Below are 25210 nucleotides of genomic sequence, written 5' to 3'. Positions count from 1 at the left end.
GGAGAGTCGATCACTCTCCTTTTTGTATTTATTTGTTTTTCAAAGGAATATAACCATATTCTTCTATGCGAGCCTTTGCTTCCGCTGATTTTAAAGATGCAATGAAAGCTTGAGTCTCTTTAGTGATTTTTTCAGGGTAATAGACCACTAAAAATGGCATGGAAAGTTTATATTCATGAGTGACAATATTTTTTGCAGTGGCTTCTACTCCCTCAAATTTTATCGCTTTAATCGATTTATCTACCGATCCCGTAGAGATGAAACCGATCGCTTGAGGGTTATGGTTAATCAGTGTTTTAACCATACTATTGCTATTGACCACTAAGTTATTGGAACTGATGTCTGACACTAAGCGATCATTAATCACACGAGTCAGGCCTAATAAGCTTTCAAAGCTATAGCGGGAACCTGATGATGCTTCTCTGGTCACAACTGCGATTTTTTGATCAGCACCACCGACTTGTTTCCAGTTGGTTATTTTCCCTTTATAAATATCAAATAACTGCTCACGAGTCAGATTTTCAATACTGTTTAAGCGATTGATTACAACAGCCAACCCATCATAGGCAATCGGTAGGGTGCTCATCGTCTCATCTTGCTCACTTTCTGTGAGGTAGCGCGAGCTCATGGCGATATCTGCGACACCTTTTTTCAGTAATGTGATGCCAGCACTCGAACCTACGGCTTGAACCGCGATATAAGTTTCAGGGTGTGCGGTATTGTAGTCCTCGGCGAATACTTCCATGATCCTAGCGACCGAGGTCGAGCCAGAAATATTAACTTCACTTGCGAAGGCAAACTGGGTATGTAGCAAAGTTGAAAGCAGTGTAGCAAGCGCGACTCGAAACATAGTGGCTCCAATATGGTTATTTAGAAAAATTGAGCCACCATAATATGTCGTATAGATGACACTTTTGTGAACCACAAAGGTAAGTGGTTTGTAGCCTTACGGTTTTTCATATCAGAGATAAGCGAAGTCAGCTATAGTCGAGATGTCAGGAAGCCGTGTTTGAGCGAGGGTAAAATGGCGGTAGTGAATTTGTTGCAACGTCAACTAGAACGAAGAGCAGAGCTTGTTTGCCATAATCGTAACCAAAGTGTGTCTGTTGAATTAGGCAAATCCTGTTTTGAGCCGATCGTTAACGGTGTGCACTTCATCAAACACCATTACAAATTAGATTCAACGCATTGCGACTATTCAAGTATCGTGGCGAAAGTGATTTGGGAAGAAGCTAAATGGGCGCTGTATATTCCCAATACGGATCCCGATAAAGAAATTGAAGATTGGTTGCCGTATCCTTTTCTCCCTAAAACAACGGATTTGACGGCGTTGATCCGCGAAATTGAAAAAGATCCTAAATCTTACTTTTGGTGATCAATAAGCAATAAAAAGGCACTCCGAAGAATGCCTGATAGAAATGTCTATGCTGCTAAAATCACTCCCCTTGGGTAGTGGTATTAGCTTCTGAAGGTATAGGTAACGGTTCGAAAACCTGAGTCGGTTTTGCAATCAGACTGCGGTTTTCCATATTCACTTCTGCGAGCACGACTTCGAGCGTATCACCGAGCTTAAAGACGACTTCTTTATCGACAAGCAGCGTTCCACTTTCCGCATTACATTCAATACGTTCTTTGTTGTCTAAGATTAAAGAACCAGGAATGAATGCGGCTGCGCCATTTTCCAAAAGACGTACGCGCATGCCAGCTCGATTGATATCAAAAATTTCAGCCGTAAAACGGGTGCCTTTGCTCGGTTCGTTTACTAGCGTTCTAGCATAGAGCCAGTCGCCTACGTTACGTTCGGCCATTTTGTGGTGTTTGCGGTGTAGTGCCAACTCTTCACCAACGGTTCCATCCGGTGTTTGTACGGGCTCTTTGTTTAAAATATGTGCTTTCAACATACGATGGTTGATCATATCGCCATATTTACGGATAGGAGAAGTCCAAGTGGCATAGATATCCAAACCCATTGCGTAATGCGGAAGAGGTTGGTTTCCTATTTCACTGTAAGCTTGATACTTGCGGATACGATTATCCAGATAGCGGGTCTCTTGCTTACATAACCAGCGACGTAAAGAGGCAAAGCCTTCTAGAGTCGCTAAGTTATCGGCAGTGTATTCAAGCTCACCCGTTGGGTTGACTAATTCGACAACATCGGCAATTTTTTCGGGTTTGAACCCCGCGTGCGTATTGAACACGCCTTGGCCAAAATGCGCTTTGAGCGTTTTTCCCGCACAGATATTCGCGGTTATCATCGCTTCCTCAACAAGACGGTTAGCACTACGGCGAAGATCCGCATGAATTGCCACTACGTCGTTGTCTTCACTCAGTTCAAATCGATAATCAGGGTGATCAGTAAACACGACCGCGTATGTTTCGCGCCATTGTGCGCGCGCTAATGAAAAATCATACAAATCACGCACAACGGAAGCGATTTGGTCACTTGGTTGCCAATCGGCAGAAGTGCCCGTCTCTAACCAATCTGATACATGATCATAAACCAATCGAGCATGCGATTTAATGTTGGCCGCAAAAAAGGTAATGTCATCGCCAATCACACCTTCTTTAGTCACTGTTACGGTACAGCAAAGGGCAGGGCGAACTTCATTTTCCATCAACGAACACAAATCATCGGCTAAATCACGTGGCAACATTGGGATATTGCGGCCAGGGAGATAAATAGTGAAACCCCGTTCACGCGCGACACTGTCCATCTCGTCATCTGGCGTGATGTATGCGGTTGGGTCTGCAATGGCAATGGTTAATGTGAAGTCACCGTTCTGGGTTCTTTGGGCGAACAGTGCATCATCCATATCTTTAGTTGATGCCCCATCGATGGTCACGAAAGGAAGGTGGGTCATATCGATGCGTTGTAGGTCGGCATCATCTTTGAGCTGCCAATGTTCAATACCAGTCGGCTCACTGTTAGGCAGGTCATTTTCAGCTAAAGTCACCCACCAAGGCGCAATCTTATCGTTGGCATCCGTAATTTTATGGGTGATTTCAACCATAAAATCGCTATCGTTTTTCAGTGGATGGTTAATAAGCTGTGCAACAACCCAATCACCTTCAGAGAAATGTTCAGGGTTTAATCCTTTTTGCACCTTGGCTTTCAGCGATTGCCTTTTTAGTTGCGGGTTATCGGGCGTGACATTCAGCTTACCTTTGTACAGCTTTACACGGCCAATGAAGCGAGTTAATGAAGGCTCAAGCAGCTCTTGAGGCTCAGCCACTTCTTTCTCATTCTCAGTGCGAATGATGGCCACCACTTTATCTCCGTGTAGGCATTTCTTCATATACGGAGGCGGAATAAAGAAGCTGTTCTTACTGTCAACTTCTAAAAAGCCGAAGCCTTTTTCAGTGGCTTTTATCGTGCCTTCTTTCTTAGGCAAGTTCTCTTGGATTTGTTGCTTGAGTTGAGCAAGGAGCGGATTATCTTGAAACATGTTTCTTTTTCTAACAAATGCGATTGGGCACACTATAATCATTGAGCGGGATGATTACTACCGAAAGCGTTATTTTTGCTAGTCTGCTTTAACAGTGCGCTGTAAATGCAGCTTCTGTGTTCGTTTCGGGTGAATTAATGAGCTTAATGGTCATTTATAACGAATTTTTGTGATGTAATTCAATTTTTACTAGCTTTTTTTATGCTTTTAGGGAATAATCCGCGTCCCTTATATGTCCCTAGCGGCTTGATGCGTTTTAAGACTTATCCGCATCTGAACGGAACTCAGCTCTTTTTAATGGATCGGTATTGGAATTGGTAGAGCACGTGGGACCTTTTGTTAATTAATCTAGTGGGATCTCCATGCAAGACTCTGTAATTCAATTTAGTGAATTAGCCCTAAACGACTCAATCCTTTCTGCTCTAAATGAAATGGGTTTCGTTTCTCCAACTCCTATCCAAGCTGCTGCTATTCCATTTCTTCTTGAAGGAAGAGATGCGCTAGGTAAAGCACAAACAGGTACAGGTAAAACGGCTGCGTTTTCTCTACCTCTACTGAACAAATTAAACCTTTCTCAACACAAGCCACAAGCAATTGTGATGGCACCAACTCGTGAACTTGCTATCCAAGTTGCGGCAGAAATCAAAAACCTTGGCCAAAAGATTCAAGGCCTTAAAGTACTTGAAATCTATGGCGGTGCTTCTATTGTTGACCAAATGCGCGCTCTGAAAAATGGTGCTCATATTGTGGTTGGCACACCTGGTCGTGTAAAAGACTTGATCACTCGTGATCGCCTTCATTTAGACGAATGTCATACCTTCGTCCTTGATGAAGCTGATGAAATGCTCAAAATGGGCTTCGTTGATGACGTAACTTGGATCATGGAACAAGCACCTGGCACCGCTCAACGCGTGCTGTTCTCTGCGACTATGCCTCCTATGGTGAAGACGATTGTTGACCGTTACCTACGTGATCCAGCTCGTGTTGACGTAGCAGGTTCAAACCAAACTGTTGCGAAAGTAGAGCAGCAATATTGGGTTGTTAAAGGTGTTGAAAAAGATGAAGCGATGGCTCGTCTTCTTGAAACAGAAGAAACCGATGCGTCAATCGTCTTTGTACGTACTCGTCAAGACACCGAGCGTTTAGCTGATTGGTTATTATCTCGTGGCTTTAAAGCGGCAGCGCTTCATGGTGATATTCCGCAATCACTGCGTGAGCGCACGGTTGATCATATCAAACAGGGTGTAATCGACATTCTTGTTGCGACAGACGTTGTTGCTCGTGGTCTTGATGTTCCACGTATTACACACGTGTTCAACTATGATATCCCATTCGATGTAGAATCATACATCCACCGTATTGGCCGTACTGGCCGTGCTGGACGCAAAGGTAAAGCGATCCTTCTAGTTCGCACGAACCAAATTCGTATGTTGCGTACGATTGAGCGCGTAACTCGTTCTCAAATGGAAGAGATTCAACTTCCAATGCGTGACAAAGTTGCGGAAGCTCGTCTCATCAAACTGGGTGCAGAGCTAGAAGCTGACAAAGGTCATACTGCTTTAGACAAATTTGTTGAGCTCATTGAAAAACTTCAACAAAGCCTAGAGATTGATGCCACAACACTGGCGGCCATTTTACTGAAGCGTCAACAAGGCAATCGTCCACTGTTCTATGTCGGCCCAGATCCAATGGTCGACGCGATCGAGCGTGAAAAATCACGTCGTCGTGATCGTAAAGAGGGTAGTGAGCGTGGTGAACGTCGTGAAGGCGGTCGCGATAGCCGTGATGGACGCGAAGGTCGCCGCGAATATGGTACTGCGAGCAATGACTGGGATACTTATCAGTTACAAGTCGGCCGTGAGCAAGGCGTGCAAGTGAAAGACATCGTTGGTGCTTTAGCTAATGAACTTGGTTTAACCAAAGGTTCAATTGGTGCAATTAAACTTGCTCAAGGCCATACATTCGTACAGCTTCCTAAATCAATGTCTTCAGATGTTGAAGGCAAATTGCGTAAACTGCGTATTCGCCAAAAAGAAGTCGGTGCCGTTGTATGTGACTTTGATGACTTCCGCGAGTCTCGTGGTCGTCGTGAAGGTGGTAACGGTGGTGGTGCCCGTCGTGAAGGCGGAAACGGTGGCTTCCGTAATCGTGAAGGCGGTGCTCCTGCGGCTGGCGCAGGTCGTGGTGGCCGTGAAGGTGGCTTCCGTGGCAACCGTGACGGTGCAGCGGCGACTGGTCGTGATGGTGAGCGTCGTTTTGACCGCAACCGTGGTGGCGACCATCGTGGTAACTTCCGTGGTGAACGTGGTCACGGCAACGCTAGTGCTAATTCCAACGCCAACGCGGGTACACTAAGCCGTCCTCGTCGCGCTGAAGCATAATCAATTATTGAAACTCCAAAGCCCGTGATATTTATCATGGGCTTTTTCTTTTGATTTAGATTATTCGACCTTTGCATTTCTAGCGTGAGCTAGTTAAAATCTTCACTTCATTGAAGTTCCGGTATTCGTGTTACCGAGTGAGCTTCGATGGGTTATTTTCAATCAAACTCAACACGTGTTGCTTGGTATGCAACACCACTGTAAGGATTATACATGCCTATTATTACTCTTCCTGACGGCAGTCAACGTCATTTTGAACACCCTGTATCGACAATGGAAGTTGCAGCTTCTATCGGCCCTGGTCTTGCAAAAGCAACGATCGCAGGTCGTGTCGATGGTGTGCGCGTCGATGCGTGCGATCTTATTGAAAATGATGCTAGCCTTGAAATTATAACGACAAAAGATGAAGTTGATGGTTTAGAGATCGTACGCCACTCTTGTGCGCACTTACTTGGCCATGCATTAAAGCAACTTTATCCACAAGCCAAAATGGCAATTGGTCCGACGATCGACAGCGGCTTCTACTATGATATCGATCTTGAGCAATCACTCACGCAAGATGATTTAGAGCAAATCGAAAAGCGCATGAAAGAGCTTGCCAAGACAAAATATCAAGTTGTCAAAAAGAAAGTCAGTTGGCAGGAAGCCCGTGATGCTTTTGAAGCTCGCGGTGAAACATACAAGATGGAAATCTTGGATCAGAATGTGGCTCGTGATGACAGACCGGGTCTATACCATCATGAAGAATACATTGACATGTGTCGTGGTCCTCACGTACCTAACATGAGCTTCTGCCAACACTTTACCCTGCTTAGCATTGCTGGCGCGTACTGGCGTGGTAACAGTGATAACAAGATGCTACAGCGCATCTATGGTACAGCATTCCATGACAAGAAAGCACTTCAAGCCCATTTAACGCGTTTAGAAGAAGCGGCTAAACGTGACCATCGTAAAATTGGTAAGCAACTCGATCTATTCCATATGCAGCAAGAAGCTCCAGGGATGGTATTCTGGCACCATAACGGTTGGTCTATATTCCGTGATCTTGAAGTGTTCATTCGCCAAAAACTCAGTGAGTACGACTACCAAGAAGTAAAAGGTCCATTAATGATGGACCGAGTTCTATGGGAGCGTTCTGGTCACTGGGATAAATATGCGGATGCCATGTTCACGACGTCATCTGAAAACCGTGAATACGCAATTAAACCGATGAACTGCCCAGGCCACGTTCAAATATTTAATCAAGGTTTGAAATCATACCGTGATCTGCCATTGCGTATGGCTGAGTTTGGATCTTGCCACCGCAATGAACCATCAGGTTCATTACATGGCATTATGCGTGTTCGTGGCTTTACTCAGGATGACGCCCATATTTTCTGTACCGAAGATCAAATTCAACAAGAAGTGACATCTTGTATCAAGATGGTCTACGACACCTACACGACGTTCGGTTTTGATAACATCGTTGTTAAACTGTCTACACGCCCAGAAAAACGTGTTGGTAGTGATGAAATTTGGGATAAATCGGAAGAAGCATTAAAGCTTTCACTGCAGGCAATGGATATCCCATTTGAAATTCAAGAAGGTGAAGGCGCATTCTACGGCCCTAAAATTGAATTTACTTTGCATGATTGCTTAGATCGTGCGTGGCAATGTGGTACAGTGCAGCTGGATTTCAATTTACCTGCTCGTCTAGGCGCGACATATGTTGGCGAAAGTAACGAGCGTCTTGTTCCGGTTATGATTCACCGTGCAATTTTGGGTTCACTTGAGCGCTTTATCGGTATCCTTATCGAAGAGTATGCAGGTTTCTTCCCTACGTGGTTAGCGCCGGAACAAGCGGTAATTATGAACATTACTGATAAACAGTCAGTTTACGCTCAGGAAGTAGCACAAAAACTACAAAAATGTGGAATTAGAGCCAAAGCAGACTTGAGAAATGAGAAGATTGGCTTTAAAATCCGCGAACACACTTTAAAGCGTGTACCGTATATGCTTGTTTGTGGTGACCAAGAGATGGAAGCCGGAGAGATCGCAGTACGTACCCGCAGGGGCAAGGACTTAGGTAAATTTAAATTGGATGACTTTATTGCGTATATCCAAGCCGAAGTTTCTAGCCGTAAGCTCAATCTGGAGGAATAAACTATTAAAGGCGGAAGACGTGGCCAACAGCCGGCCAAACCAAACCAGCACCGTTTAAACGGTGAAATTCGTGGCGTTCGTGAAGTTCGTTTAACTGGCGCAGATGGTGAATCCGTTGGTGTTGTATCAATCAACGAAGCATTAGAAGCTGCTGTAGAAGCTGGTATGGATCTTGTAGAGATCAGCCCTAACGCCGAGCCACCAGTTTGTCGTGTGATGGACTATGGCAAGTTCCTCTTTGAAAAGAGCAAGACTGCTAAAGAGCAGAAGAAGAAGCAAAAACAGATCCAGATTAAGGAAATTAAATTCCGTCCTGGGACTGATATTGGAGACTATCAGGTAAAACTACGCAACCTGATCCGTTTCCTAGAAGAAGGCAACAAAGTGAAAGTTACTATTCGCTTCCGTGGCCGTGAGATGGCGCACCAAGACATCGGTGTTGATGTTCTTCATCGTTTGAAAGAGGATACTGCTGAAATTGCAGTAGTTGAGTCTTTCCCGAGTCGAATTGAAGCACGCCAGATGATCATGATGCTTGCCCCTAAAAAGAAGTAATTAACGGCTTACAAGTAATGAGACCTCGCCGTTGAAAGACGGTGGGGTGTTATTCGCCCTAATTACATGTTATTTAAACTACTACAATGCGGAGTTATTCATCATGCCTAAGATGAAAACCAACAAAGGTGCAGCTAAGCGTTTTAAGAAAACTGCTGGCGGTATTAAATTTAAGCACGCTACAAAACGTCATATCCTGACTAAGCGTACTACTAAGAACAAGCGTCAACTACGCCCTAACTCAATCCTTCCAAAATGTGAAGTGGCTGGTGTTATGCGCATGTTGCCATACGCTTAATTCTTTTTAGTTTATTTATCGTTTAGTTTAGGAGAAGCATAATGCCTCGCGTAAAACGTGGTGTACAAGCTCGTGCACGTCATAAGAAAGTTCTAAAACAAGCTAAAGGTTACTACGGAGCACGTTCACGTGTTTACCGCGTAGCTTTCCAAGCTGTAACCAAAGCTGGTCAATACGCTTACCGTGACCGTCGCACTAAAAAGCGTCAGTTCCGTCAGCTATGGATTGCGCGTATTAACGCAGCATCTCGTCAAAATGGTCTATCTTACAGCCGTTTCATTAACGGTCTTAAGAAAGCATCTATTGAGATCGATCGTAAGATCCTTGCTGATATCGCGGTATTCGACAAAGCTGCATTTGCAGTGCTTGTTGAAAAAGCAAAAACTGCTCTTTAATTTAGCAGTGAAGGTTTAAGAAAAGGAGGGCAAGTATGCTCTCCTTTTTTATTGCACTTATTTATAAGCGCGACAATGGGCTTAATACACCGCTGGCGCCTCTATCCAGTACGTGAGTGTAAATCTGAGTGGTTTTTACATCACTATGCCCTAATTGTTCTTGTACTGTTCTAATGTCCGCTCCCGCTTCTAGCAAGTGTGTCGCGAAGCTATGCCTTAGCGTATGGCATGAAACTGACTTTTGTATCTCAGCATCATGAGCGGTTTTCCGAACTGCTCGCTGCAATGCCGACTCATTAATATGGTGCCTTCGTTTCAACCCACTATTCTCATCTAAGGTAAGTAAATTAGATGGAAACAAGTAGTGCCAATTAAACTCATAAGGAGCTGAAGGATATTTTTCTCTCAACGCATTGGGTAACCAGACTCCTCCATAACCTTTGGTTTGCATATCTTTATCATAGTAACGCTTAGCTAATGCTTGTTGCTCAGCTAGTTGTGGATAAAGCTCCTTAGCAAGTGTGACGGTGCGGTTTTTTCCTCCTTTTCCTTGCCATACCCGAACCGCACCATAATCTAAATCAATATCCTGTATTCGGAGTCTGACACATTCCATCAGCCGCAGCCCTGATCCGTATAAGAGCATAATTTGCAATTGATATCGTGGCTCAATATGTTCTAAAAACCGCTTAATTTCAGTTCTTGTCATCACTACTGGTAATTTCTGAGCAAGTTGAGATTTCTTGAAATTCATGCTAATTGATAGCGGTTCTTTAATGATTTCACGGTACAGAAAATGGAGAGAGTTTAGCGCTAACGCTTGTGTTTTCGCGGCTACTTTCCCATTAACAGCTAAGTCAGTTAAAAACATCTCAACTTCTTTACTACCCATTCTCATTGGATGTGTTTTGTTATTGAAGTAGATGAATCGTGTTATCCAGTGCAAATATGCCTCTATAGTTTTCTTTGCATAGTGTCGCGCTTGCATATATTCTTTAATGCTTAAAATAAATTGTGATTTCATATTTTCCCAACAAAACTGCCTGTTTTTATATACAGTATTATTGTTTTTGGTTTAGTCAACAAACTAAGTTGCATAAAGTCGTCTAATGTGAAGTCTGACGCAGTTTTTATTCAACTAACCATCTGATAAAAAAGATTTATATGATAGATTTCTAATTATCAAAGTTCATGATAAGTGGCGGTAGCGTGGTAAATTAGGTCGCATTTTGTTGTATAGATAGCGTTATAAGCAATTTTAGGAAAGTATGTAGTAATGGAAAATTTAAGTAGTGGTCAAAAAAGTTCATTTACTCGTCTACGTAATCAAATCAAAGACGAATTTGAAGCCCTAATTGCTGAAATTAAAGAGAAGCGTGATCAAATTGAAGAAATGAGAGTGCTTCTTTTGGAGGACGATGATGATGGTATATCGATTCAATCTGAGGTACTAAACGCCAGAGAAGAAGCAAACAAAAAACTAGAAGAAATTAGCGCGCTGTTAGAGAACACAGAAGAAAAATATGAGCTAATAACAAATTCTCATGATGGTCTAGTCCCAAGCATTGAATCTATACACACTGATATCAAGGGTGTGTACGATGAATGCTATGCGTTGATGAAATCCTTCAACCAATCTTCCGAGCTGTTATATGGTCATCAAAATGATGGGTTAGAGTCAAAGCTAAGAACTTTAGCAAAAGACTATGAATCAAGTCTAAAAACCAATAGAACTAAAGCGGAAGAACTTTTACTTCAAATTGAAGGGGCTCTTACTGGTGCAACAAATGTTGAACTTGCTAAAGCATTCCAAGACCAAAAAGATTCATACAAGCTGCCTAAAAATGGTTGGGCTATTTTATTTATTTTAACTATTGGTTTCATGATTTATCTCGGCTTAGATGCAGCTTCAATTTCCAGTCAAGGCTCTCAGTATTTGTATGACTTAGGCAAACGCTTAATGGTCTTTGGTCCATTGATATGGCTAGCTCTGTTCGCCAGCAAGCAACAGGCGCAGAACAAGCGCCTTGAGCAAGAATACGCTCACAAGGAAGCCGTAACTAAAACTTTTGTAGGGCACCAGCGCCAAATTGAAAAGCTCGCTGAAAGTGATGAAAAAGACTCGTTACTTGTTCAACTTGCACAAACAACGATTAACACAATTGATTTCAACCCAAGCTCGACCTTGGAAAAGTCAAATCCTAAGAAAGACTTGCCAGCATCAGAGTTGTTAGACCTTGCAAAGAAAGCTGTAGATAAAGTGGGCAAATAATTGCTTATAACAAACAATTTAAGAGTGATTCAGCACGCTTGGCACTTTTGGTTTGGGTTAAGTTCAGTGTTTACGGTGGTCTGATTAGGTGTCGTGGTCGCGTGCTTCACACCTTAATTGGGCGTTATACGATTAATAAAAAACACTGTTCGCAATTGATATCTTCAGATATAGTTTATAAATTAAATGAATGATTTTAGGAAGTGTCATGCAATTATGGGTTTTGCCAATTACTCTATTTTCAGCTATGTCATATAGCGCATCAAATATAATACCAATTGGGTATGAAGTTCCTGAATATATTGCACTCGAAGAGAAAAATTCTGGGTGTGAAAGCATTGTATGCAAGGATGTGGTTGAGAAGCCGTCGGTACCAAAGGTAGGTGATATACCTAAAAGAGAGGGCAACAAAACGATAGAAACTATAGGCAGCGTTGTTTATCTTGTTGGCGAAGCTAGCCAAACTAACGAATTACCAATAGACGAAATGATAGAAATATTCTCAGACTAAGTCGCAGCGTATAACAAACAATTTAAGAGTGACTCCTAACGCTTGGCGAGTTCACTCCGGTTTGTAATATGTGTTTACGGTGCAATGGGTTAGCTTGGGTGTTATAGCGTTGTCGCACCTTAATTGGGCGTTAGCTGGGGTTAAGAAAAACGGTGAATTTAGGGTGGAAAGGCTTTGGGTTTTCTAGCTACACACCAGACAAATCTCAGCTTCTCAACTATCTCGCCAGTGGCACTTTTCGGGAAGTGTTTGAACTTAACGAAGTCTGCTTACGGGAAATGTTGTGTTTGTTAAGTTCATTGGCGCGGTTTCTTTGCTGTCGAAATCCATGAATGCCTAAATTCGTTTCGTGTGCTCTGTCGTTGGCTTTTTCGATAGAATTCTTTGCAAATTACCATGCTCAAGAATGGTGATTAACTCGGCCATTTCTTCTTTGCCAAGAGCATTTCGTGGATTGGGTTTTAATTTCACAGCTGTCTGTTTTACTTTGCCGTTTGAAAGCAATAATGTGTTTCAAATTAGGCACTTTGGCGTAATTTGCTAGCGAAAGTGCAGCAGCTAACTAGGCGTTTAAGACGGATTCCCAACGCTTGGGAGTTTCGGCTCTATGTTGAGTTTTGTGTTTAAGGCGCAATGGTTTAGGATTGTGGTCGCGTTGCTCACCACTTAACGCAGCGTTAGCTGGGGTTAAGAAAAACGTTGAATTTAGGGTGGAAAGGCTTTCGGTTTTCTAGCTACACACCGGACAAATCTCAGCTTATCAACTATCTCGCCAGTGGCACTTTTCGGGAAGTGTTTGAACTTAACAAAGTCTGCTTACGGGAAGTGTTGTGTTTGTTAAGTTCGTTGGCGCGGCTTCTTTGGTGTTGAAATTTATGCATTCTTAAATTTGTTTCGTGTGCTTTGTCGTTGGCTTTTTCGATAGAATTCTTTGCAAATTACCGGCTCAGGAATGGTGATTTTCTCGGTCATTTCTTCTTTGCCAAGGGCATTTCGTGGATTAGGTTTTAATTTCACAGCTGTCCGTTTTACTTTGTCATTTGAAAGCAATAATGTGTTTCAAATTTGGCATTTTGGCGTAATTCGCTAGCGAAAGTGCAGCAGCTAACTAGGCGTTTAAGACGGATTCCCAACGCTTGGTAGTTTCGGTTCTAGGTTGAGTTTTGTGTTTAAGGCACAATGGTTTAGGATTGTGGTCGCGTTGCTCACCACTTAACGCAGCGTTATGAGACTCGGCTGATTATCGTCTCTGGCATGTAGTGCAGCCACGACATGCTTGACGGGTTTCTTTACTAAGCAAAGAGCGCTGGGTTTTACAATAGGCGTTCTTCAATGCTCTTCTTGCTGAAAACCAGTCATCAGGTTTTGTCATAATCAAATAGCCGTTAAAAAGTTTCATTACTTGCACTCGATTGTTATCGATAAACTTCTGTGTAAAGTCAATTTCAAAATAATCTAAAGCTTGCTCAATCGTAGTAAAGCTATGAATTATATCAATTATATTTGGCTTATCCATGTTTAAGTGCGTTGTTAAGTGTAAAGTAGAGTGAATATATCAAATCATTTAAAGTAGAACTTTGTCTTAACATAAAATTCTCATAACAAAGCGTTTAAGACGGATTCGCAACGCTTGGCATTTTTGGTTTGCTTCAGTTTAAGTGTTTACGGCACAATATTTTAAGTGTGGCGGTATGCGTTGCTCACCACTTAACGCGGCGTTATGTGTTTGGTCAGTTTTTAGGTCAAAGCTACGATTTCATTGAGAATTCGTTTCATGTTTTCGGCAAGTTGGCTTGGTCGAAATGGATTATTAAACAACTTGAGATTGATGGTTTTCAAGGTTCTTGGGTTGCCTCAATTGCGTTTTGGATCTGGTTTGTGTTGTGTTTCGTCGGTTTCAAATCGCTTTAATTGAAATGTCTTTTTGACTGATTCATTTGCTGACATTCAGCTCTGAAAGTCTGGTGAAGCAAAAAATTTAACGGTTGCTGAAAGGGTGCTTTCTTTGTTGTTGATTCTGCAAGTAGCTTTCTTTGGCTCAGAACGCTGTGAAATTTAGGTTTTGGTAAGCATCGTCTTTGTACGTAACTTATTAAAATCTCTTCATTTCTACGGTGGTTTACTTTGAATTTACGGTAAAAATCACATAACAAGCAATTTAAGAGGGATTCCCAACGCTTGGCATTTTTGCTTCTACTTCAAATTTAGTGTTTACGGTACAATGCGTTAGGTTGGGTGGTAGCGTTGCTCACCCCTTAATTGGGCGTTATGTGTTTGATGAGTTTTTAGGGTTAACTCTACGATTTCATTGAGAATTCGTTCTGTGTTTTCGGCAAGTTGGCTTGGTCGAAATGGATTCTTGAATAATCTGAGATTGATCGTTTTCAAGGTTTTTGGGTTGCCTCAATTGAGTTTTGGATCTGGTTTGTACTGAGTTTCGTTGGTTTCAAATCGTTTTAATTGAAATGTCCTTTTGACTGATTTTCTTGCTGACATTCAGCTCTGAAAATCTGGTGACGCAAAAAATTAAGCGGTTGCTGAAAGGGCGCTTTCTTTGTTGTTGATTCTGTAAGTGGCTCTCTTTGGCTAAGATCGCTGTGAAATTTAGGTTTTGGTAAACATCGTTTTTGTATGTAACTTATTTAAATTCCTTCGTTTCTACGGTGGTTTACTTTGAATTCACGGTAAAATTCACATAACAAGCAATTCAAGTGGATTCTCAACGTGTGGCAGTTTTACTATGCGTTAGGTAAAGTGTTTTACGGTGCAATGCGGCGGCTTGGCCAGTGCGTTGTTCACCACTTAATTGGGCGTTAAGTTTCATTGGAGTTCAGGTGCAATGGATAAAGAAGTAAAAGCGTCATGGGAAAGATTTCTCAATCCAGTGTCGCTCAAGAACAATATAATCACGGCTTCTGTACACTCGATGGCATTCGAGATGCTAAAAAGTAGCATCGAAGATAAAATTAGAGAGTTCTTTACAAATGGCTTTGATGAAAACGGCCCACTTGTTAGCGATGATTATAAGCTCAAAGTTTTAAAGCTAAACCGTAGTCGAACCTATGCTTCGCTTTTATGGTTAAAGCAACATGACGCTATTGATGACGCTGATATTGAAGTATATGAGCGTATTAAACGTCATCGTAATGAACTGACGCATGAACTATTTAAGTTCGCTTCCCAAGGCTGCGACTTTGATGTAGCAAAAAGCTTTGATGATATGGTGGGCTTATTGCGGAAGATAGAAATTTGGTGGTTTGTAAACCTAGAAATGGCCATCGACCCTGAGAGTTATCCTGCTGACTTAGACTTAGATGAAGTCGTTCCGGGACGTTTGTGGAGCTTACAAATGCTCATCAGCACCGCTTTGGGCTCTGAAGAGGATGCAATGAAATTCTACAATGAGTTTGTGCAGCAAACTGAAACTTAACAAACTGTTTAAGAGTGATTCGCAACGCGTGGCATTTTTACTATGCGTTGGTTTAAGTGTTTAAGGTGGTATGCGGGAGCATCTGTATTGCGTTGCTCACACCTTAACAGGGCGTTATAAGCCTTAATTGGATATTGGTAAATATGGAAACAGATAGACTTAAACTACTCCCCCCTTCAATGGAGTATCAACCTCTGATGCTTGAAGCGATAAGGGAAAGCCAAAATGAACTCGGTGTCTACCTTCCTTGGGTTCCATATGCGTTAACAGAAGCTGAATCAATTGAAAATATGCAACAAGCCATCAATAACTTTGAGAATTTTGAAGGTGAGTTACGTTATTCAATCATAGAAAAAAGTACAGGGCGCGTTCTTGGTGCAATAGGGTTAATTATTCGCGATAAATCAGTACCGTTTTTTGAAATTGGTTATTGGATGCGTAGTTCAAGTGTTGGCAATGGTTTCATTTCTGAAGCAGTGGAAGCAATAGAGTCATACGCGTTTAATGAGCTAAACGCTAACCGAGTTGAAATCAAAGCTGCTGAACAGAATTTGAAAAGTCGAATGGTAGCAGAGCGAAGCGGGTATGCTTTTGAAGGCATTTTACGTAACGACCGAAGATTGCCATCAGGTGAATTGAGTGGCACGGCAGTTTATTCAAAAACAGGCATATAACAAAGCATTTAAGAGTGATTCGCAACGCTCGGCATTTTCGCTTCGCTCAAGTATAGCCAAGCGCCGCTCACACCTTAATGCGGCGTTATAAACTAAGGAGGTTCTGTGGAAGAGTTTTTGTTAGGATTACTGGGGTCAGTTTCAACAGTAACACTATTAGCTATTGTTGCTTACCTTTGTAGGTCTTGGTTAATTGAGCGACTGAAAGCTTCAATAAAGCATGAATATGACCTGAAAATGTTAGAGGTTGAAAGCCAAAAAGAAATCAGGCTAAAGGGAGAGATTGTTGCTGAATTATTGGCTGAATGGATTAGAAAGGGACAAAAATTAGATTATCATCAATTAAATAAATTATCTTTTCAGGCATTTATTTGGCTACCCAAGGATCTAGCTGAGGAATTATCTAATTCGTTAGCTCAAAAGCCGGGCTCTCAAGACGTTAGGCAACTAATTAAAAATATTCGTACTTACTTGCAAGATGAAGATGATGGGTTTAAGTCCAAAGATGTTATTGTGTTTAATGAACCAGATATCCACTCAACCTTTAATGTAAGCCAAGTTTCAAGTCAAGCCGTCGCAAAACCAAAGCCCCGAGCGTAAGTAGTTTATAACAAACGCTTTAAGACGGATTCGCAACGCATGGCATTTTTATTATGCGTTGATTTTAGTGATTAAGGTGGTGTGCTGAAGCTCCGTATTGCGTTGCTCACCACTTAAGCGGGCGTTAGGCAAAGTGAGTTTTTATCAGCTAAATCGGGTTTGAATTGAACGGTGAATTCCATGTTCTCATGGTTGGACTTAAGCAATAAATCGCCATCACATATTTGTTGTTTCTTGATTGCGTTGGGTTGCTTTTCGCTGTGAATTCATCGGCAAAATAACTTTCAGCATCCAAACGTCCGCCGAGCATGCTACGCTCGTCACTTTTCTTCCAAACCGCTCAATTTGAGTTTTTTGGTTTCTTTGCTGATTCAGCATTTTGGTTTATAAATAAATCGTTTAGTTGGTTTTAAGTTGGTAAAAAACCTTGTTCTTTGGTTTTAAAAGTGTTGTTGTCAATCGGTTGGCCTAACAAACGGCTCAAGAGGGATTGCCAACGCGTGGCGGTTTTAGTGCACAATTGAAGTTCAGTGTTTACAGTGTGTTTTTTGAGTTCGGCGGTGCGTTGTCAACCCCTTAGCCGGGCGTTATGTGAACAGGAGAAAAATGATAAACCTTCACGAAGAAGCGGCTTGGGTAAGAAGTAAAATAGAATCAGTTGTCGGTAAAGGCTGGTTCTATTTTGGTTCTGACTTTCCAATTAATGCTTGTAAACATGCTTCAATGTTGTTCTGCTACCACTTAACCCAAAAAGGCTACAGTAAGCCTATATACCTTGTCTTTGGTATATCTAAAAAGCGTGGCGGTGAAGTTGGGCATTGGTGGGTAGAAAGTGAAGGTATTTTGGTTGATATAACAGCTGATCAATTTAACCTCATTGAAGACAGCGAACTTAGTTATAAAATCAAAATTAACAGGTTATATCTTCCTGTTTATTGTGTCCCCACTTTAAATGCACCTCACCACAAGGTGTTCGAACTCGTTCCCAAAGAATTATGGGCTTGGAACGAAGATGATGTTAGTGAAACCTACCTTGATGAATTAAGCATTTTTTATAGTCGCTTGTTGTAGCAGTTCACATAACAAACGGCTCAAGAGGGATTGCCAACGCGTGGCGACTTTAGTGCAAAATTGAAGTTCAGCGTTTACAGTGTGTTTTTTGAGTTCGGCGGTGCGTTGTCAACCCCTTAGCCGGGCGTTATGTGTTTTTCTGGAAGTTTTTCACAGCTCTGCGCTTATAATTCAGACGTGAGGTGCACTATGTCTGAAAATCAAAACGTTAAAAGAGCTGAACCAATTGAAACGTGTTCATATAAAAGTCCTTGTGTTCGTCATTGTTGTTTAGATGACAAAGACATCTGCATAGGTTGTGGTAGGACTCTTGACGAGATATGTCGTTGGAGTAGTGCAACAAATAGCGAAAAACAAGAGATATTAATCAATAGCGTAGCTAGAGTTCAGAGCCGAAATATATCGATATGAAGCATCTTAGTCTTGTGCATATGATGGCTTTTTATCGAATGCTGTTTGGCATAAATGCCTTTCGCTACCCCTTTAAATGGAAGGGTGGGCATCAGAAACACACACATAACAAACGCCTCAAGAGGGACTGTCAACGCGCGGCGTTTCCAGTCCCATTGAGCCGCGGTGGTTACGGTTGTTGTGTTTGGGTTTAGTGGTATGCGTTGCCAGCCCCTTAGGCGGGCGTTATGTAAACTTATCAATATCGAGGAAAGTAGCAGTAAGTGTTTAAATTTAGTAGTGAAGTTGAAAAATTAAAAACTCAGGCGCTGATACTATCGGGTATCGCTCTTTTCATTTCAATGACTGGCGCATTGCCGGGAAAAATAGAAATTATAGGTCTAGATTTAGAGGGTAATAAAACTGTGGCAGGATGGTTTCTCCTTGCTATCCTGATGTTTATGCAAATCAAATTTATTGTGCATGCTTCCCTTGAGATAATTAAAAAACTGTTACCTGCTTGGATTACCTACAGGGGTAAAGACTTACGTGGGGATACTCTTGGAATGACGCAAGCTGAAATAAATGCAGAACATGATAAACATGATCATGAGTACGATGAAGATGTCGGTACTCTATCTGGCGAGTTTCATGAAATACACTACAAGCGCAGTCTAATTGAAAAGTCATACCGTTCTAAATTCATCAACGCGCATAATGCTTGGGTTTACTCTTCTGACTTTATTTTTCCTTTGCTATTCGTAACTTATTCAGCTTTTTCATTGTATACTTTCTTGTCTACGGGTACTGTGCATACGTTTACATAACAAAGCATTTAAGACGGATTCTCAACGCTTGGCAATTTCAGTCTAGGTCGGCTTCAGTGCTAAATGTGGCAAGGTTTAAGGTTGGGTGGTCGCGTTGTTCACCACTTAATGCGGCGTTATAAGCTTCGAGGGAAATTATGGAAAGTATTATCAAACAAGCAATTAAATTGCGGAAAGAGGCTAAGTACCAAGAGTCGAGAGCTTTGCTAAAAACGCTGTTAAACGATGAAACTTATTCTGCTAGGGCTCACCTGCAAATTGCTTGGTCATACGACAACGAAGGTAAAGAGCAAGAAGCGGTTACTCATTATCTGTCATCTCTTTCAGGTCTGTTATCGTCGGTAGAAAGGTTCGATGCTTTATTCGGGCTAGCGAGTACCTATCGAAGTCTTGGCATGTATTCGGAGGCGTTAAGCTATTTTGAGCAAACTCTAAAAGAGTACCCTAGTTCTATTGAAGTTCAGCCTTTCTATGCCATGTGTCTCTACAACTTAGGACGTCATAAAGAAGCAACATCATTACTACTCGAGCTTTTAGTATCAACCACGAACAGTGACGCAATTAAAGAGTATCAGCGAGCTATTTCTTTATACGCACAAGATTTAGATAGAATGTGGTAAAACGAAACACGCTTATAACAAACAATTTAAGAGTGATTCAGCACGCTTGGCACTTTTTGTTTGGGTCTAGTTCAGTGATTACGGCGTCCAGTTTGAGTGTTGTGGTAGCGTGCTTCACACCTTAATTGGGCGTTATGTTTACAAAAGCAAAAAGGTTATCTTGAGGAAAAGATTGGGGATCTCTCTGGCTTTTTAGCTTCATCGATATTCAGCAATTTTGGTTCATCTGCCCAAATTCTTTGCCATTGCTAGCCTCGCGCAAACTAAGTTCGTGGGTTGCTTCATTGTAGAATTGTGGAAATACGAGTTGAAGATGTCACTGGCTCAAAGTCGTTGTAACTGTTGCGGTTTAATTGGCTGAATGGGATCGCTTTAAGTTGATCGCATTTGTAGGCCAAGTTGGCTTAAAGGTTTGGTAATGGTTTTGTGCAATGCGGTAAAATCAGCGGTTCTTTGTCATGGAAGTTTTCTTAAACCGTAATCATAACAAGGCATTAAAGTGGGACTTGGCCCGCGTGGCTTTTTTAGTTTGCGTTAAGTTTTGTGATTAAGGCGTAATGCAGAAACGTTGTATTGCGGGCCTGCACCCCTTAACGCAGCGTTAGGTTTACGAAGAGAAAGGCGTAATTTCTTGGGGAAAAGATTTGGGGATTTCTCCAACCATTCATTTACGGATGTCAGCAAATCAGCTTGGTCTGCCCAAATCATCAAGTTTCTTCAGCGGTTTCTCATGTCAAAATTCGTGGATTGCTTCATTGGAAAATGGAGTAGGTTGGCTGAATGTTTCACTGGCTCAAAGTCGCTTTGATTTTTTCAATTGGATTAATGAGTTACTCGTTTTAAGTTCATCACATTTGGCGGCCAAATTGAGTAAAAGGCTTGGGTTTCATTTATAACAATGCGGTAATCTAGTGATTCTTTGCCAAGTTAATGAATACGAAATAGTAATACCTAACAAAAAATTCAAGCCTGACTACCAACGCGTGGCTCCATCAGCTCTAATGAGTCTTGTGATTAGGGTACATTACTGAAAGTGGCATTGTGCGTTGGTAGCAGCTTAATTTGGCGTTATGTTTACGAAGAGAAAGGCGTAATTTCTTGGGAAAAAGATTTGGGGTTTTATTAAGCCATTCATTTACGGATGTCAGCAAATCAGCTTGGCCTGTCCCAATCATCGCGTTTCTTCAACTCTTTCCCATGTCAAAGTTCGTGGGTTGCTTCATTGGAAAGTGGGGAAGGTTGGTTGAAGGTTAATCTTGCTCAAAGGCGCTTTGATTTTCTCAATCGAATGAATAAGTTACTCGTTTTAAGCTGATCACATTTGGCGGCCAAATTGAGTGAAAGGCTTGGGTTGTATTTATCACAATGCGGTAATCTAGTGATTCTTTGCCAAGCAAGTAAATGCGAAATAGTAATACCTAACAAAAAATTCAAGCCTGACTACCAACGCGTGGTTTCATCAGTTTCAATGAGTTTTGTGATTGCGGTGCATTGCTGAAAGCGGCATTGTGCGTTGGTAGCAGCTTAATTTGGCGTTATACAAAAAGGAGAAATAGGCGTAGATGTTTGAAATAATTATCATCGTAGCGTTTGGCTACATTGTATGGAAACTTAAAGGAAATAATACGCCGAAGCCAGCTTCATGGGATTCGCCAAATCAAACTGCGAGCAAGCGTAAAGCTAAATTTGAATTAACTGACGTACCTATTCCATCTAATGTAAAAATTGAGCATAAAAAGCAAAGCCATTTAGCAACTGAAAATGAGCGGAAACTCTATTTTGCATTACAAAAAGCTCTTCCTTCGGAGTATGTAATTCATAGCCAAGTATCACTAATGGCTTTGGTTAAACCTGTTAATTTTAAGCATAATTCTCGAACGTGGGCAAAGCGAATGGACTTTGTCATAACAGATAAGACCACAAAAATTCTAGCAGTTATCGAACTCGATGATTCTACGCATAATTGGAAAAAAAGGCAGGAACGCGATCAGTATGTAAATGAAGTCCTAGATGGACATCATCCATTGGTGCGCTTTAATACAAAGCATTTCTATGAACCGTCTGAAATCGCAAAAGTTTTGTCGCGAGAAACTGAAATTAAGTGTAATAAGTTCGAAGCTAATTTTGTATAACAAACGGCTCAAGAGGGATTGCCAACGCGTGGCGACTTTAGTGCAAAATTGCAGTTCAGTGTTTAAGTGTGTTTTTTGAGTTCGGTGGTGCGTTGTCAACCCCTTAGCCGGGCGTTAGCTGAGGTTAAGAACAATCATAAAATTAAGCGTTTATTTTTCTTAGTCTGAGGCTCTGGCTTTACACCTGAAAGTCAGCACTTTTCCATGTATCTCGCCAGTGGCACTGTTCGTGAAGTGGTTGAACTAACCGAAGCCTTCTTACGGGAAGTGATGTGCTTGTTTATTTCTTTGGTGTGGCTTCTTTGGTTTTGAAGCTCTTTCGCGCTTAAGTTGATTTCGCGCACTTGGTTGTTGGCTTCTTCGAAAGAATTCTTTGTAAATTTAAGTCTTAGAAGCTCGTCAGTTTTCCTGTTATTTCTTCTTTGCCAAGTGCGTTTCGTGGATTAGGTTTTAGTTTCTAAGTTGTCCGTTTTACTTTGTCGCTTGAAAACAATAATGTGTTTTAAATTAGGCCGTTGGGTAGTCAATCTCCGGCTAAAGTGCAGCAGCTAACAAACGGCTCAAGAGGGATTGCCAACGCTTGGCGGCTTTAGTTCAAAATTGAAGTTCAGTGTTTAAGTGTGTTTTTTTAGTTCGGTGGTGCGTTGTCAACCCCTTAGCCGGGCGTTAGCATTCTGAGGACTTAAAAGTCATATTCAAATGGTAGAAATCAATCATCGCGTATAATAGTTGTGTGACAATTCACCATTTTGTAGTTTAATTATCCCTTGTAAAATTGATTAAAGTTAGTTGTGTTAATGAAAAGAGCAAATGTAAATTTAATGTTAAAAGCTTCCGGTGTTGTACTGTCTATATTGTCATTTTATAGTTTTGCTTCATTGAACTGTTCAGGTTTTTCTGGGTGTGAAAGAAAGTATTGTGAGATTGAGCAGCAAATAGAAAGTGCTCAGTTAGCTAATAATCAAAAAAAGATAGAAGGACTAAAAGTTGCCCTAGCGGAAGCCAAGTCCAATTGTAGTGACACAAAACTTAAGCAAGATTTAGCTGACGAAATTAAAGAAACTAAAGATAAAATTGCCGAATATAACTTAGATTTACAAGAAGCAAAGGGAAGTGGCAAGGATAACAAAGTCAGGAAATACCAAAATAAAATTCAAGAAGAAGAGCGTAAATTGGAGTCGCTTCTACAAGAGTTATCCGAATTAGGCTAGATAATGCTAACAAACGCTTCAAGAGGGACAGCCAACGCATGGCATTTTTATTATGCGTTGGTGTGTGTGATTACGGTGTTATGCGGAAAGTCAGTAATAGCGTTGTCTGCCCCTTAAGCGGGCGTTATGCAGTTCTACAGGTTCAACGGAAACTAAAAAACGTCAGCCCAATGTATTTGAACTGACGGAGCTTTACTCTTTTTGTATGTAAGGTGTTTATTCTGCGGCTTTTACTCTGATTTTGCTTTTAGCTACGTCAGAAAGGTTTAGGCTAGAAATTGCAGCATTAGCTTCGTTTTCGTTTGTCATTTCGACAAAAGCAAAGCCTTTTGATTGACCCGTTACTTGGTCTAAAACAAGTGTACATTCGGCTACGGAGCCATGAGCTGAGAATAAAACACGAAGTTCTTGTTCAGTTGTAGAGCGAGATAGATTGCGAACTAAAAGTTTCATGATGAACCAATTGGTAGTAAATGACAGTGCGAATTGTGGCAGCTAAAGATAAGTTTGGCTAAGCAATTCGTTCTCTATACTGAGTATTGGTTAAAAAACTGCATAACAAACGGCTCAAGAGGGATTGCCAACGCTTGGCGACTTTAGTGCAAAATTGAAGTTCAGGGTTTACGGTGTGTTTTTTAAGTTCGGCGGTGCGTTGTCAACCCCTTAGCCGGGCGTTATACCGTTTTAACTTACGCGCAGAGCATCGTATAGTTTCTAGTTTATAAAAAAACCGTCAGAAGACGGCTTTGGACGTAATTATCGAGGGTTTAAGCACAGCACTTTTTATACTTTTTCCCGCTTCCGCAAATGCACGGTTCATTACGGTTTGGTGTTTTGTCATAGGTAATCGTTTTAGGTTTGTTTAATAGCGTATCAAGCTCAACAGTGTTCTCTGGTTGCTTTGAGTCAATGACAATATCAGCCACTATTGAGTGCTTAGAAAGTAATATTTCTATCTCTGCTTTACGAGCCTCGGTTGGGACGACAACATTGATTGGAGCCTCGTCAGTGCCTGCTTTTACATCACGGTTTACGTTGTAGCCTGAAATGACGTGGTTTTGTCTAGCATCGATTCGACCTTTGAAAAATAGTTTGGACATTTGCAACTCACTGATGGATTGTTGTGGTGTAATTTGGCCGCGATTATACGGCACTATGGCAATTGATAAAGAAGTTCCTACAATGTGCATCGGATCACGGTATAACAAACGGCTCAAGAGGGATTGCCAACGCTTGGCGATTTTAGTGAAAAATTGAAGTTCAGTGTTTAAGTGTGTTTTTTAAGTCCGGCGGTGCGTTGTCAACCCCTTAGCCGGGCGTTATGCAAATCGTAAAAATTGAGAAAAGAATGATATCAACAAATTTAAAACCAGCTGATGAATTGAGTGCTCACAGTAAAAGTGTTACTGATGCTCTGATTGAGCTATTTATGTCAGAAGACCATACTTGTCTTGCGTACTTTGAGGTGGAAAGTTACTTATCTGACTCTCTCTTTGCTCTTGCTGATAAAGGCTTTTTTAACTCAGCAGTGATTACAATCGACAGCAAAGCTACTCCCAATATGCGCTTCTGTAAGTTGTCTACAGTCGAACAGGGGATATTAAAGGAAATTCTAGCGATGAACCTTTTAAAACAAGGTTACAACTTTGAAAACCTATCTAATAGCCATGGGCAGATCAGTTTGCGCGTATCAATCAGCTAAATTTGCATAACAAACAATTTAAGAGGGATTCCCAACGCTTGGCATTTTTGCTTCTACTTCAGTTTTAGTGGTTACGGTACAATGCTTTAGGTTGGGTGGTAGCGTTGCTCACCCCTTAATTGGGCGTTAGTTGCCTACGAGGAAATAGAGGCTTAAATGAGTATAATTACAAATAAGAAAATAGAAAACTATAGTAAGTACCTCAAAGAGAAAAGTCGTCCGCCTAGCCGCGGGGGGAATACGAATGCTCTACATGCACATTATTTAGTTGTTGACGGTGAAAGTTACAGCTTTCTTGCCCTTGGTTCACAACAATGGGTGTTTAAAACCGATTTAGTTTCATTCGAATATGAGATTAAAGGTACATACAAAAATATACTTGTCGATACACTTAAAACGGTGGATAAGAATGGCAATGAGGTCGTGCGTGGGAACCGTGGCTTTAAACGCCAGCTGAGAACCGCTGATGCTCGTATGCCGGTAAGTCGTCGCGAGATGAACAGCTTTAAATAGGTCGGCAACTAACAAGCAATTTAAGAGGGATTCACAACGC

The 25210-nt window shown here is 41.5% G+C and carries 25 protein-coding genes; 19 read left to right on the top strand and 6 right to left on the bottom strand.

Annotated features, from left to right (window positions below; all coding sequences use genetic code 11):
• Positions 1 to 28: 28 nt before the first annotated feature.
• A complete protein-coding gene (locus AACQ75_RS15080) occupies positions 29 to 850 on the bottom strand; it encodes a phosphate ABC transporter substrate-binding protein (RefSeq protein WP_026027798.1) in 822 nt (273 codons plus the stop codon).
• Between the two features lie 174 nt (positions 851 to 1024).
• Here AACQ75_RS15080 and AACQ75_RS15075 point away from each other — a divergent pair, with 174 nt between their 5' ends.
• Complete coding sequence (locus tag AACQ75_RS15075) at positions 1025 to 1375, top strand: DUF3024 domain-containing protein (protein WP_026027345.1); 351 nt, start codon at positions 1025 to 1027, stop codon at positions 1373 to 1375.
• 61 nt (positions 1376 to 1436) lie between these two features.
• On the opposite strand, the gene rnb is transcribed toward AACQ75_RS15075, so the two are convergent.
• The gene (gene rnb, locus AACQ75_RS15070; protein ID WP_170888963.1) at positions 1437 to 3446 is read right to left on the bottom strand and encodes an exoribonuclease II; all 2010 of its coding nucleotides are present in this window, start codon (positions 3444 to 3446) and stop codon (positions 1437 to 1439) included.
• Positions 3447 to 3808: 362 nt separating this feature from the next.
• On the opposite strand from rnb, the gene AACQ75_RS15065 reads away from it, so the two are divergent.
• From AACQ75_RS15065 to rplT, 5 genes are all read left to right on the top strand, one after another.
• Positions 3809 to 5827, top strand: a complete 2019-nt coding sequence (locus tag AACQ75_RS15065; protein WP_170888962.1) for a DEAD/DEAH box helicase — start codon at positions 3809 to 3811, stop codon at positions 5825 to 5827.
• Positions 5828 to 6040: 213 nt separating this feature from the next.
• Entirely contained in the window at positions 6041 to 7969 is a 1929-nt protein-coding gene (thrS, locus tag AACQ75_RS15060; protein ID WP_010319593.1) for a threonine--tRNA ligase, read from the top strand.
• A gap of 3 nt (positions 7970 to 7972) precedes the next feature.
• The gene (gene infC / locus AACQ75_RS15055; protein WP_170889030.1) at positions 7973 to 8524 is read left to right on the top strand and encodes a translation initiation factor IF-3; all 552 of its coding nucleotides are present in this window, start codon (positions 7973 to 7975) and stop codon (positions 8522 to 8524) included.
• Between the two features lie 103 nt (positions 8525 to 8627).
• Positions 8628 to 8822: a 50S ribosomal protein L35 gene (rpmI, locus tag AACQ75_RS15050; protein WP_010319591.1), complete on the top strand. Its 195-nt coding sequence runs from the start codon at positions 8628 to 8630 to the stop codon at positions 8820 to 8822.
• Between the two features lie 41 nt (positions 8823 to 8863).
• Positions 8864 to 9217, top strand: a complete 354-nt coding sequence (rplT, locus tag AACQ75_RS15045; RefSeq protein WP_010319590.1) for a 50S ribosomal protein L20 — start codon at positions 8864 to 8866, stop codon at positions 9215 to 9217.
• Between the two features lie 61 nt (positions 9218 to 9278).
• Here the strand turns inward: rplT and AACQ75_RS15040 are convergent, their stop codons facing one another.
• On the bottom strand, positions 9279 to 10241 hold the full coding sequence (locus AACQ75_RS15040) for an integron integrase (RefSeq protein ID WP_017043784.1): 963 nt from the start codon (positions 10239 to 10241) through the stop codon (positions 9279 to 9281).
• Between the two features lie 252 nt (positions 10242 to 10493).
• Between AACQ75_RS15040 and AACQ75_RS15035 the strand changes: the two genes are divergently transcribed.
• On the top strand, positions 10494 to 11489 hold the full coding sequence (locus AACQ75_RS15035; RefSeq protein WP_170888961.1) for a hypothetical protein: 996 nt from the start codon (positions 10494 to 10496) through the stop codon (positions 11487 to 11489).
• Positions 11490 to 11697: 208 nt separating this feature from the next.
• A complete protein-coding gene (locus AACQ75_RS15030; protein ID WP_170888960.1) occupies positions 11698 to 12000 on the top strand; it encodes a hypothetical protein in 303 nt (100 codons plus the stop codon).
• A 1240-nt stretch (positions 12001 to 13240) separates the two neighbouring features.
• On the opposite strand, the gene AACQ75_RS15025 is transcribed toward AACQ75_RS15030, so the two are convergent.
• Positions 13241 to 13516 carry a nitrogenase-stabilizing/protective protein NifW gene (locus AACQ75_RS15025; RefSeq protein WP_170888959.1) on the bottom strand — a complete coding sequence of 92 codons (276 nt, stop codon included), beginning with the start codon at positions 13514 to 13516 and terminating at the stop codon, positions 13241 to 13243.
• A 1323-nt stretch (positions 13517 to 14839) separates the two neighbouring features.
• Here AACQ75_RS15025 and AACQ75_RS15020 point away from each other — a divergent pair.
• The 9 genes from AACQ75_RS15020 (at position 14840) to AACQ75_RS14980 (ending at position 22955) form a co-directional block, all read left to right on the top strand.
• The gene (locus AACQ75_RS15020; RefSeq protein ID WP_025639236.1) at positions 14840 to 15430 is read left to right on the top strand and encodes a hypothetical protein; all 591 of its coding nucleotides are present in this window, start codon (positions 14840 to 14842) and stop codon (positions 15428 to 15430) included.
• Between the two features lie 143 nt (positions 15431 to 15573).
• Entirely contained in the window at positions 15574 to 16104 is a 531-nt protein-coding gene (locus tag AACQ75_RS15015; RefSeq protein ID WP_170888958.1) for a GNAT family N-acetyltransferase, read from the top strand.
• A gap of 105 nt (positions 16105 to 16209) precedes the next feature.
• On the top strand, positions 16210 to 16704 hold the full coding sequence (locus AACQ75_RS15010; protein ID WP_339605556.1) for a hypothetical protein: 495 nt from the start codon (positions 16210 to 16212) through the stop codon (positions 16702 to 16704).
• 606 nt (positions 16705 to 17310) lie between these two features.
• Complete coding sequence (locus tag AACQ75_RS15005) at positions 17311 to 17775, top strand: hypothetical protein (RefSeq protein ID WP_170888957.1); 465 nt, start codon at positions 17311 to 17313, stop codon at positions 17773 to 17775.
• A 129-nt stretch (positions 17776 to 17904) separates the two neighbouring features.
• Positions 17905 to 18186 (top strand): DUF1289 domain-containing protein, encoded by a 282-nt coding sequence (locus AACQ75_RS15000; RefSeq protein WP_170888956.1) that lies wholly within the window; start codon positions 17905 to 17907, stop codon positions 18184 to 18186.
• 263 nt (positions 18187 to 18449) lie between these two features.
• Positions 18450 to 18992 carry a hypothetical protein gene (locus tag AACQ75_RS14995; protein WP_170888955.1) on the top strand — a complete coding sequence of 181 codons (543 nt, stop codon included), beginning with the start codon at positions 18450 to 18452 and terminating at the stop codon, positions 18990 to 18992.
• A gap of 137 nt (positions 18993 to 19129) precedes the next feature.
• Positions 19130 to 19612, top strand: a complete 483-nt coding sequence (locus AACQ75_RS14990) for a tetratricopeptide repeat protein (protein WP_046265424.1) — start codon at positions 19130 to 19132, stop codon at positions 19610 to 19612.
• A gap of 1562 nt (positions 19613 to 21174) precedes the next feature.
• Positions 21175 to 21744, top strand: coding sequence for a DUF2726 domain-containing protein (locus tag AACQ75_RS14985; protein ID WP_017050105.1), 570 nt, complete (start codon positions 21175 to 21177; stop codon positions 21742 to 21744).
• A gap of 797 nt (positions 21745 to 22541) precedes the next feature.
• Positions 22542 to 22955, top strand: coding sequence for a DUF1090 domain-containing protein (locus tag AACQ75_RS14980; RefSeq protein ID WP_228209534.1), 414 nt, complete (start codon positions 22542 to 22544; stop codon positions 22953 to 22955).
• Between the two features lie 216 nt (positions 22956 to 23171).
• Here AACQ75_RS14980 and AACQ75_RS14975 read toward each other — a convergent pair whose 3' ends face one another.
• Together AACQ75_RS14975 and AACQ75_RS14970 are read right to left on the bottom strand one after the other, a co-directional pair.
• Positions 23172 to 23408, bottom strand: coding sequence for an RNA recognition motif domain-containing protein (locus AACQ75_RS14975; protein WP_088729611.1), 237 nt, complete (start codon positions 23406 to 23408; stop codon positions 23172 to 23174).
• Positions 23409 to 23722: 314 nt separating this feature from the next.
• A complete protein-coding gene (locus AACQ75_RS14970) occupies positions 23723 to 24055 on the bottom strand; it encodes a PBPRA1643 family SWIM/SEC-C metal-binding motif protein (RefSeq protein ID WP_088733592.1) in 333 nt (110 codons plus the stop codon).
• A gap of 221 nt (positions 24056 to 24276) precedes the next feature.
• Here AACQ75_RS14970 and AACQ75_RS14965 point away from each other — a divergent pair, with 221 nt between their 5' ends.
• On the top strand, positions 24277 to 24657 hold the full coding sequence (locus tag AACQ75_RS14965; protein ID WP_130248662.1) for a hypothetical protein: 381 nt from the start codon (positions 24277 to 24279) through the stop codon (positions 24655 to 24657).
• A 156-nt stretch (positions 24658 to 24813) separates the two neighbouring features.
• Positions 24814 to 25170: a hypothetical protein gene (locus AACQ75_RS14960; RefSeq protein ID WP_170888954.1), complete on the top strand. Its 357-nt coding sequence runs from the start codon at positions 24814 to 24816 to the stop codon at positions 25168 to 25170.
• Positions 25171 to 25210 lie beyond the last annotated feature (40 nt).

The organism is Vibrio sp. B1-2, from assembly GCF_963888445.1.
GTDB classification, from domain to species: Bacteria; Pseudomonadota; Gammaproteobacteria; order Enterobacterales; family Vibrionaceae; genus Vibrio; species Vibrio anguillarum.
This window is presented reverse-complemented; position numbering and strand designations above follow the sequence as displayed.

Excerpts from the sequence above, each read along its gene's own strand:
- AACQ75_RS15080 (WP_026027798.1), bottom strand. The coding sequence starts at position 850 with ATGTTTCGAGTCGCGCTTGCTACACTGCTTTCAACTTTGCTACATACC.
- AACQ75_RS15075 (WP_026027345.1), top strand. The coding sequence starts at position 1,025 with ATGGCGGTAGTGAATTTGTTGCAACGTCAACTAGAACGAAGAGCAGAG.
- rnb (WP_170888963.1), bottom strand. The coding sequence starts at position 3,446 with ATGTTTCAAGATAATCCGCTCCTTGCTCAACTCAAGCAACAAATCCAA.
- AACQ75_RS15065 (WP_170888962.1), top strand. The coding sequence starts at position 3,809 with ATGCAAGACTCTGTAATTCAATTTAGTGAATTAGCCCTAAACGACTCA.
- thrS (WP_010319593.1), top strand. The coding sequence starts at position 6,041 with ATGCCTATTATTACTCTTCCTGACGGCAGTCAACGTCATTTTGAACAC.
- rpmI (WP_010319591.1), top strand. The coding sequence starts at position 8,628 with ATGCCTAAGATGAAAACCAACAAAGGTGCAGCTAAGCGTTTTAAGAAA.
- rplT (WP_010319590.1), top strand. The coding sequence starts at position 8,864 with ATGCCTCGCGTAAAACGTGGTGTACAAGCTCGTGCACGTCATAAGAAA.
- AACQ75_RS15040 (WP_017043784.1), bottom strand. The coding sequence starts at position 10,241 with ATGAAATCACAATTTATTTTAAGCATTAAAGAATATATGCAAGCGCGA.
- AACQ75_RS15035 (WP_170888961.1), top strand. The coding sequence starts at position 10,494 with ATGGAAAATTTAAGTAGTGGTCAAAAAAGTTCATTTACTCGTCTACGT.
- AACQ75_RS15030 (WP_170888960.1), top strand. The coding sequence starts at position 11,698 with ATGCAATTATGGGTTTTGCCAATTACTCTATTTTCAGCTATGTCATAT.
- AACQ75_RS15025 (WP_170888959.1), bottom strand. The coding sequence starts at position 13,516 with ATGGATAAGCCAAATATAATTGATATAATTCATAGCTTTACTACGATT.
- AACQ75_RS15020 (WP_025639236.1), top strand. The coding sequence starts at position 14,840 with ATGGATAAAGAAGTAAAAGCGTCATGGGAAAGATTTCTCAATCCAGTG.
- AACQ75_RS15015 (WP_170888958.1), top strand. The coding sequence starts at position 15,574 with ATGGAAACAGATAGACTTAAACTACTCCCCCCTTCAATGGAGTATCAA.
- AACQ75_RS15005 (WP_170888957.1), top strand. The coding sequence starts at position 17,311 with ATGATAAACCTTCACGAAGAAGCGGCTTGGGTAAGAAGTAAAATAGAA.
- AACQ75_RS15000 (WP_170888956.1), top strand. The coding sequence starts at position 17,905 with ATGTGTTTTTCTGGAAGTTTTTCACAGCTCTGCGCTTATAATTCAGAC.
- AACQ75_RS14990 (WP_046265424.1), top strand. The coding sequence starts at position 19,130 with ATGGAAAGTATTATCAAACAAGCAATTAAATTGCGGAAAGAGGCTAAG.
- AACQ75_RS14985 (WP_017050105.1), top strand. The coding sequence starts at position 21,175 with ATGTTTGAAATAATTATCATCGTAGCGTTTGGCTACATTGTATGGAAA.
- AACQ75_RS14980 (WP_228209534.1), top strand. The coding sequence starts at position 22,542 with ATGAAAAGAGCAAATGTAAATTTAATGTTAAAAGCTTCCGGTGTTGTA.
- AACQ75_RS14975 (WP_088729611.1), bottom strand. The coding sequence starts at position 23,408 with ATGAAACTTTTAGTTCGCAATCTATCTCGCTCTACAACTGAACAAGAA.
- AACQ75_RS14970 (WP_088733592.1), bottom strand. The coding sequence starts at position 24,055 with ATGTCCAAACTATTTTTCAAAGGTCGAATCGATGCTAGACAAAACCAC.
- AACQ75_RS14965 (WP_130248662.1), top strand. The coding sequence starts at position 24,277 with ATGCAAATCGTAAAAATTGAGAAAAGAATGATATCAACAAATTTAAAA.
- AACQ75_RS14960 (WP_170888954.1), top strand. The coding sequence starts at position 24,814 with ATGAGTATAATTACAAATAAGAAAATAGAAAACTATAGTAAGTACCTC.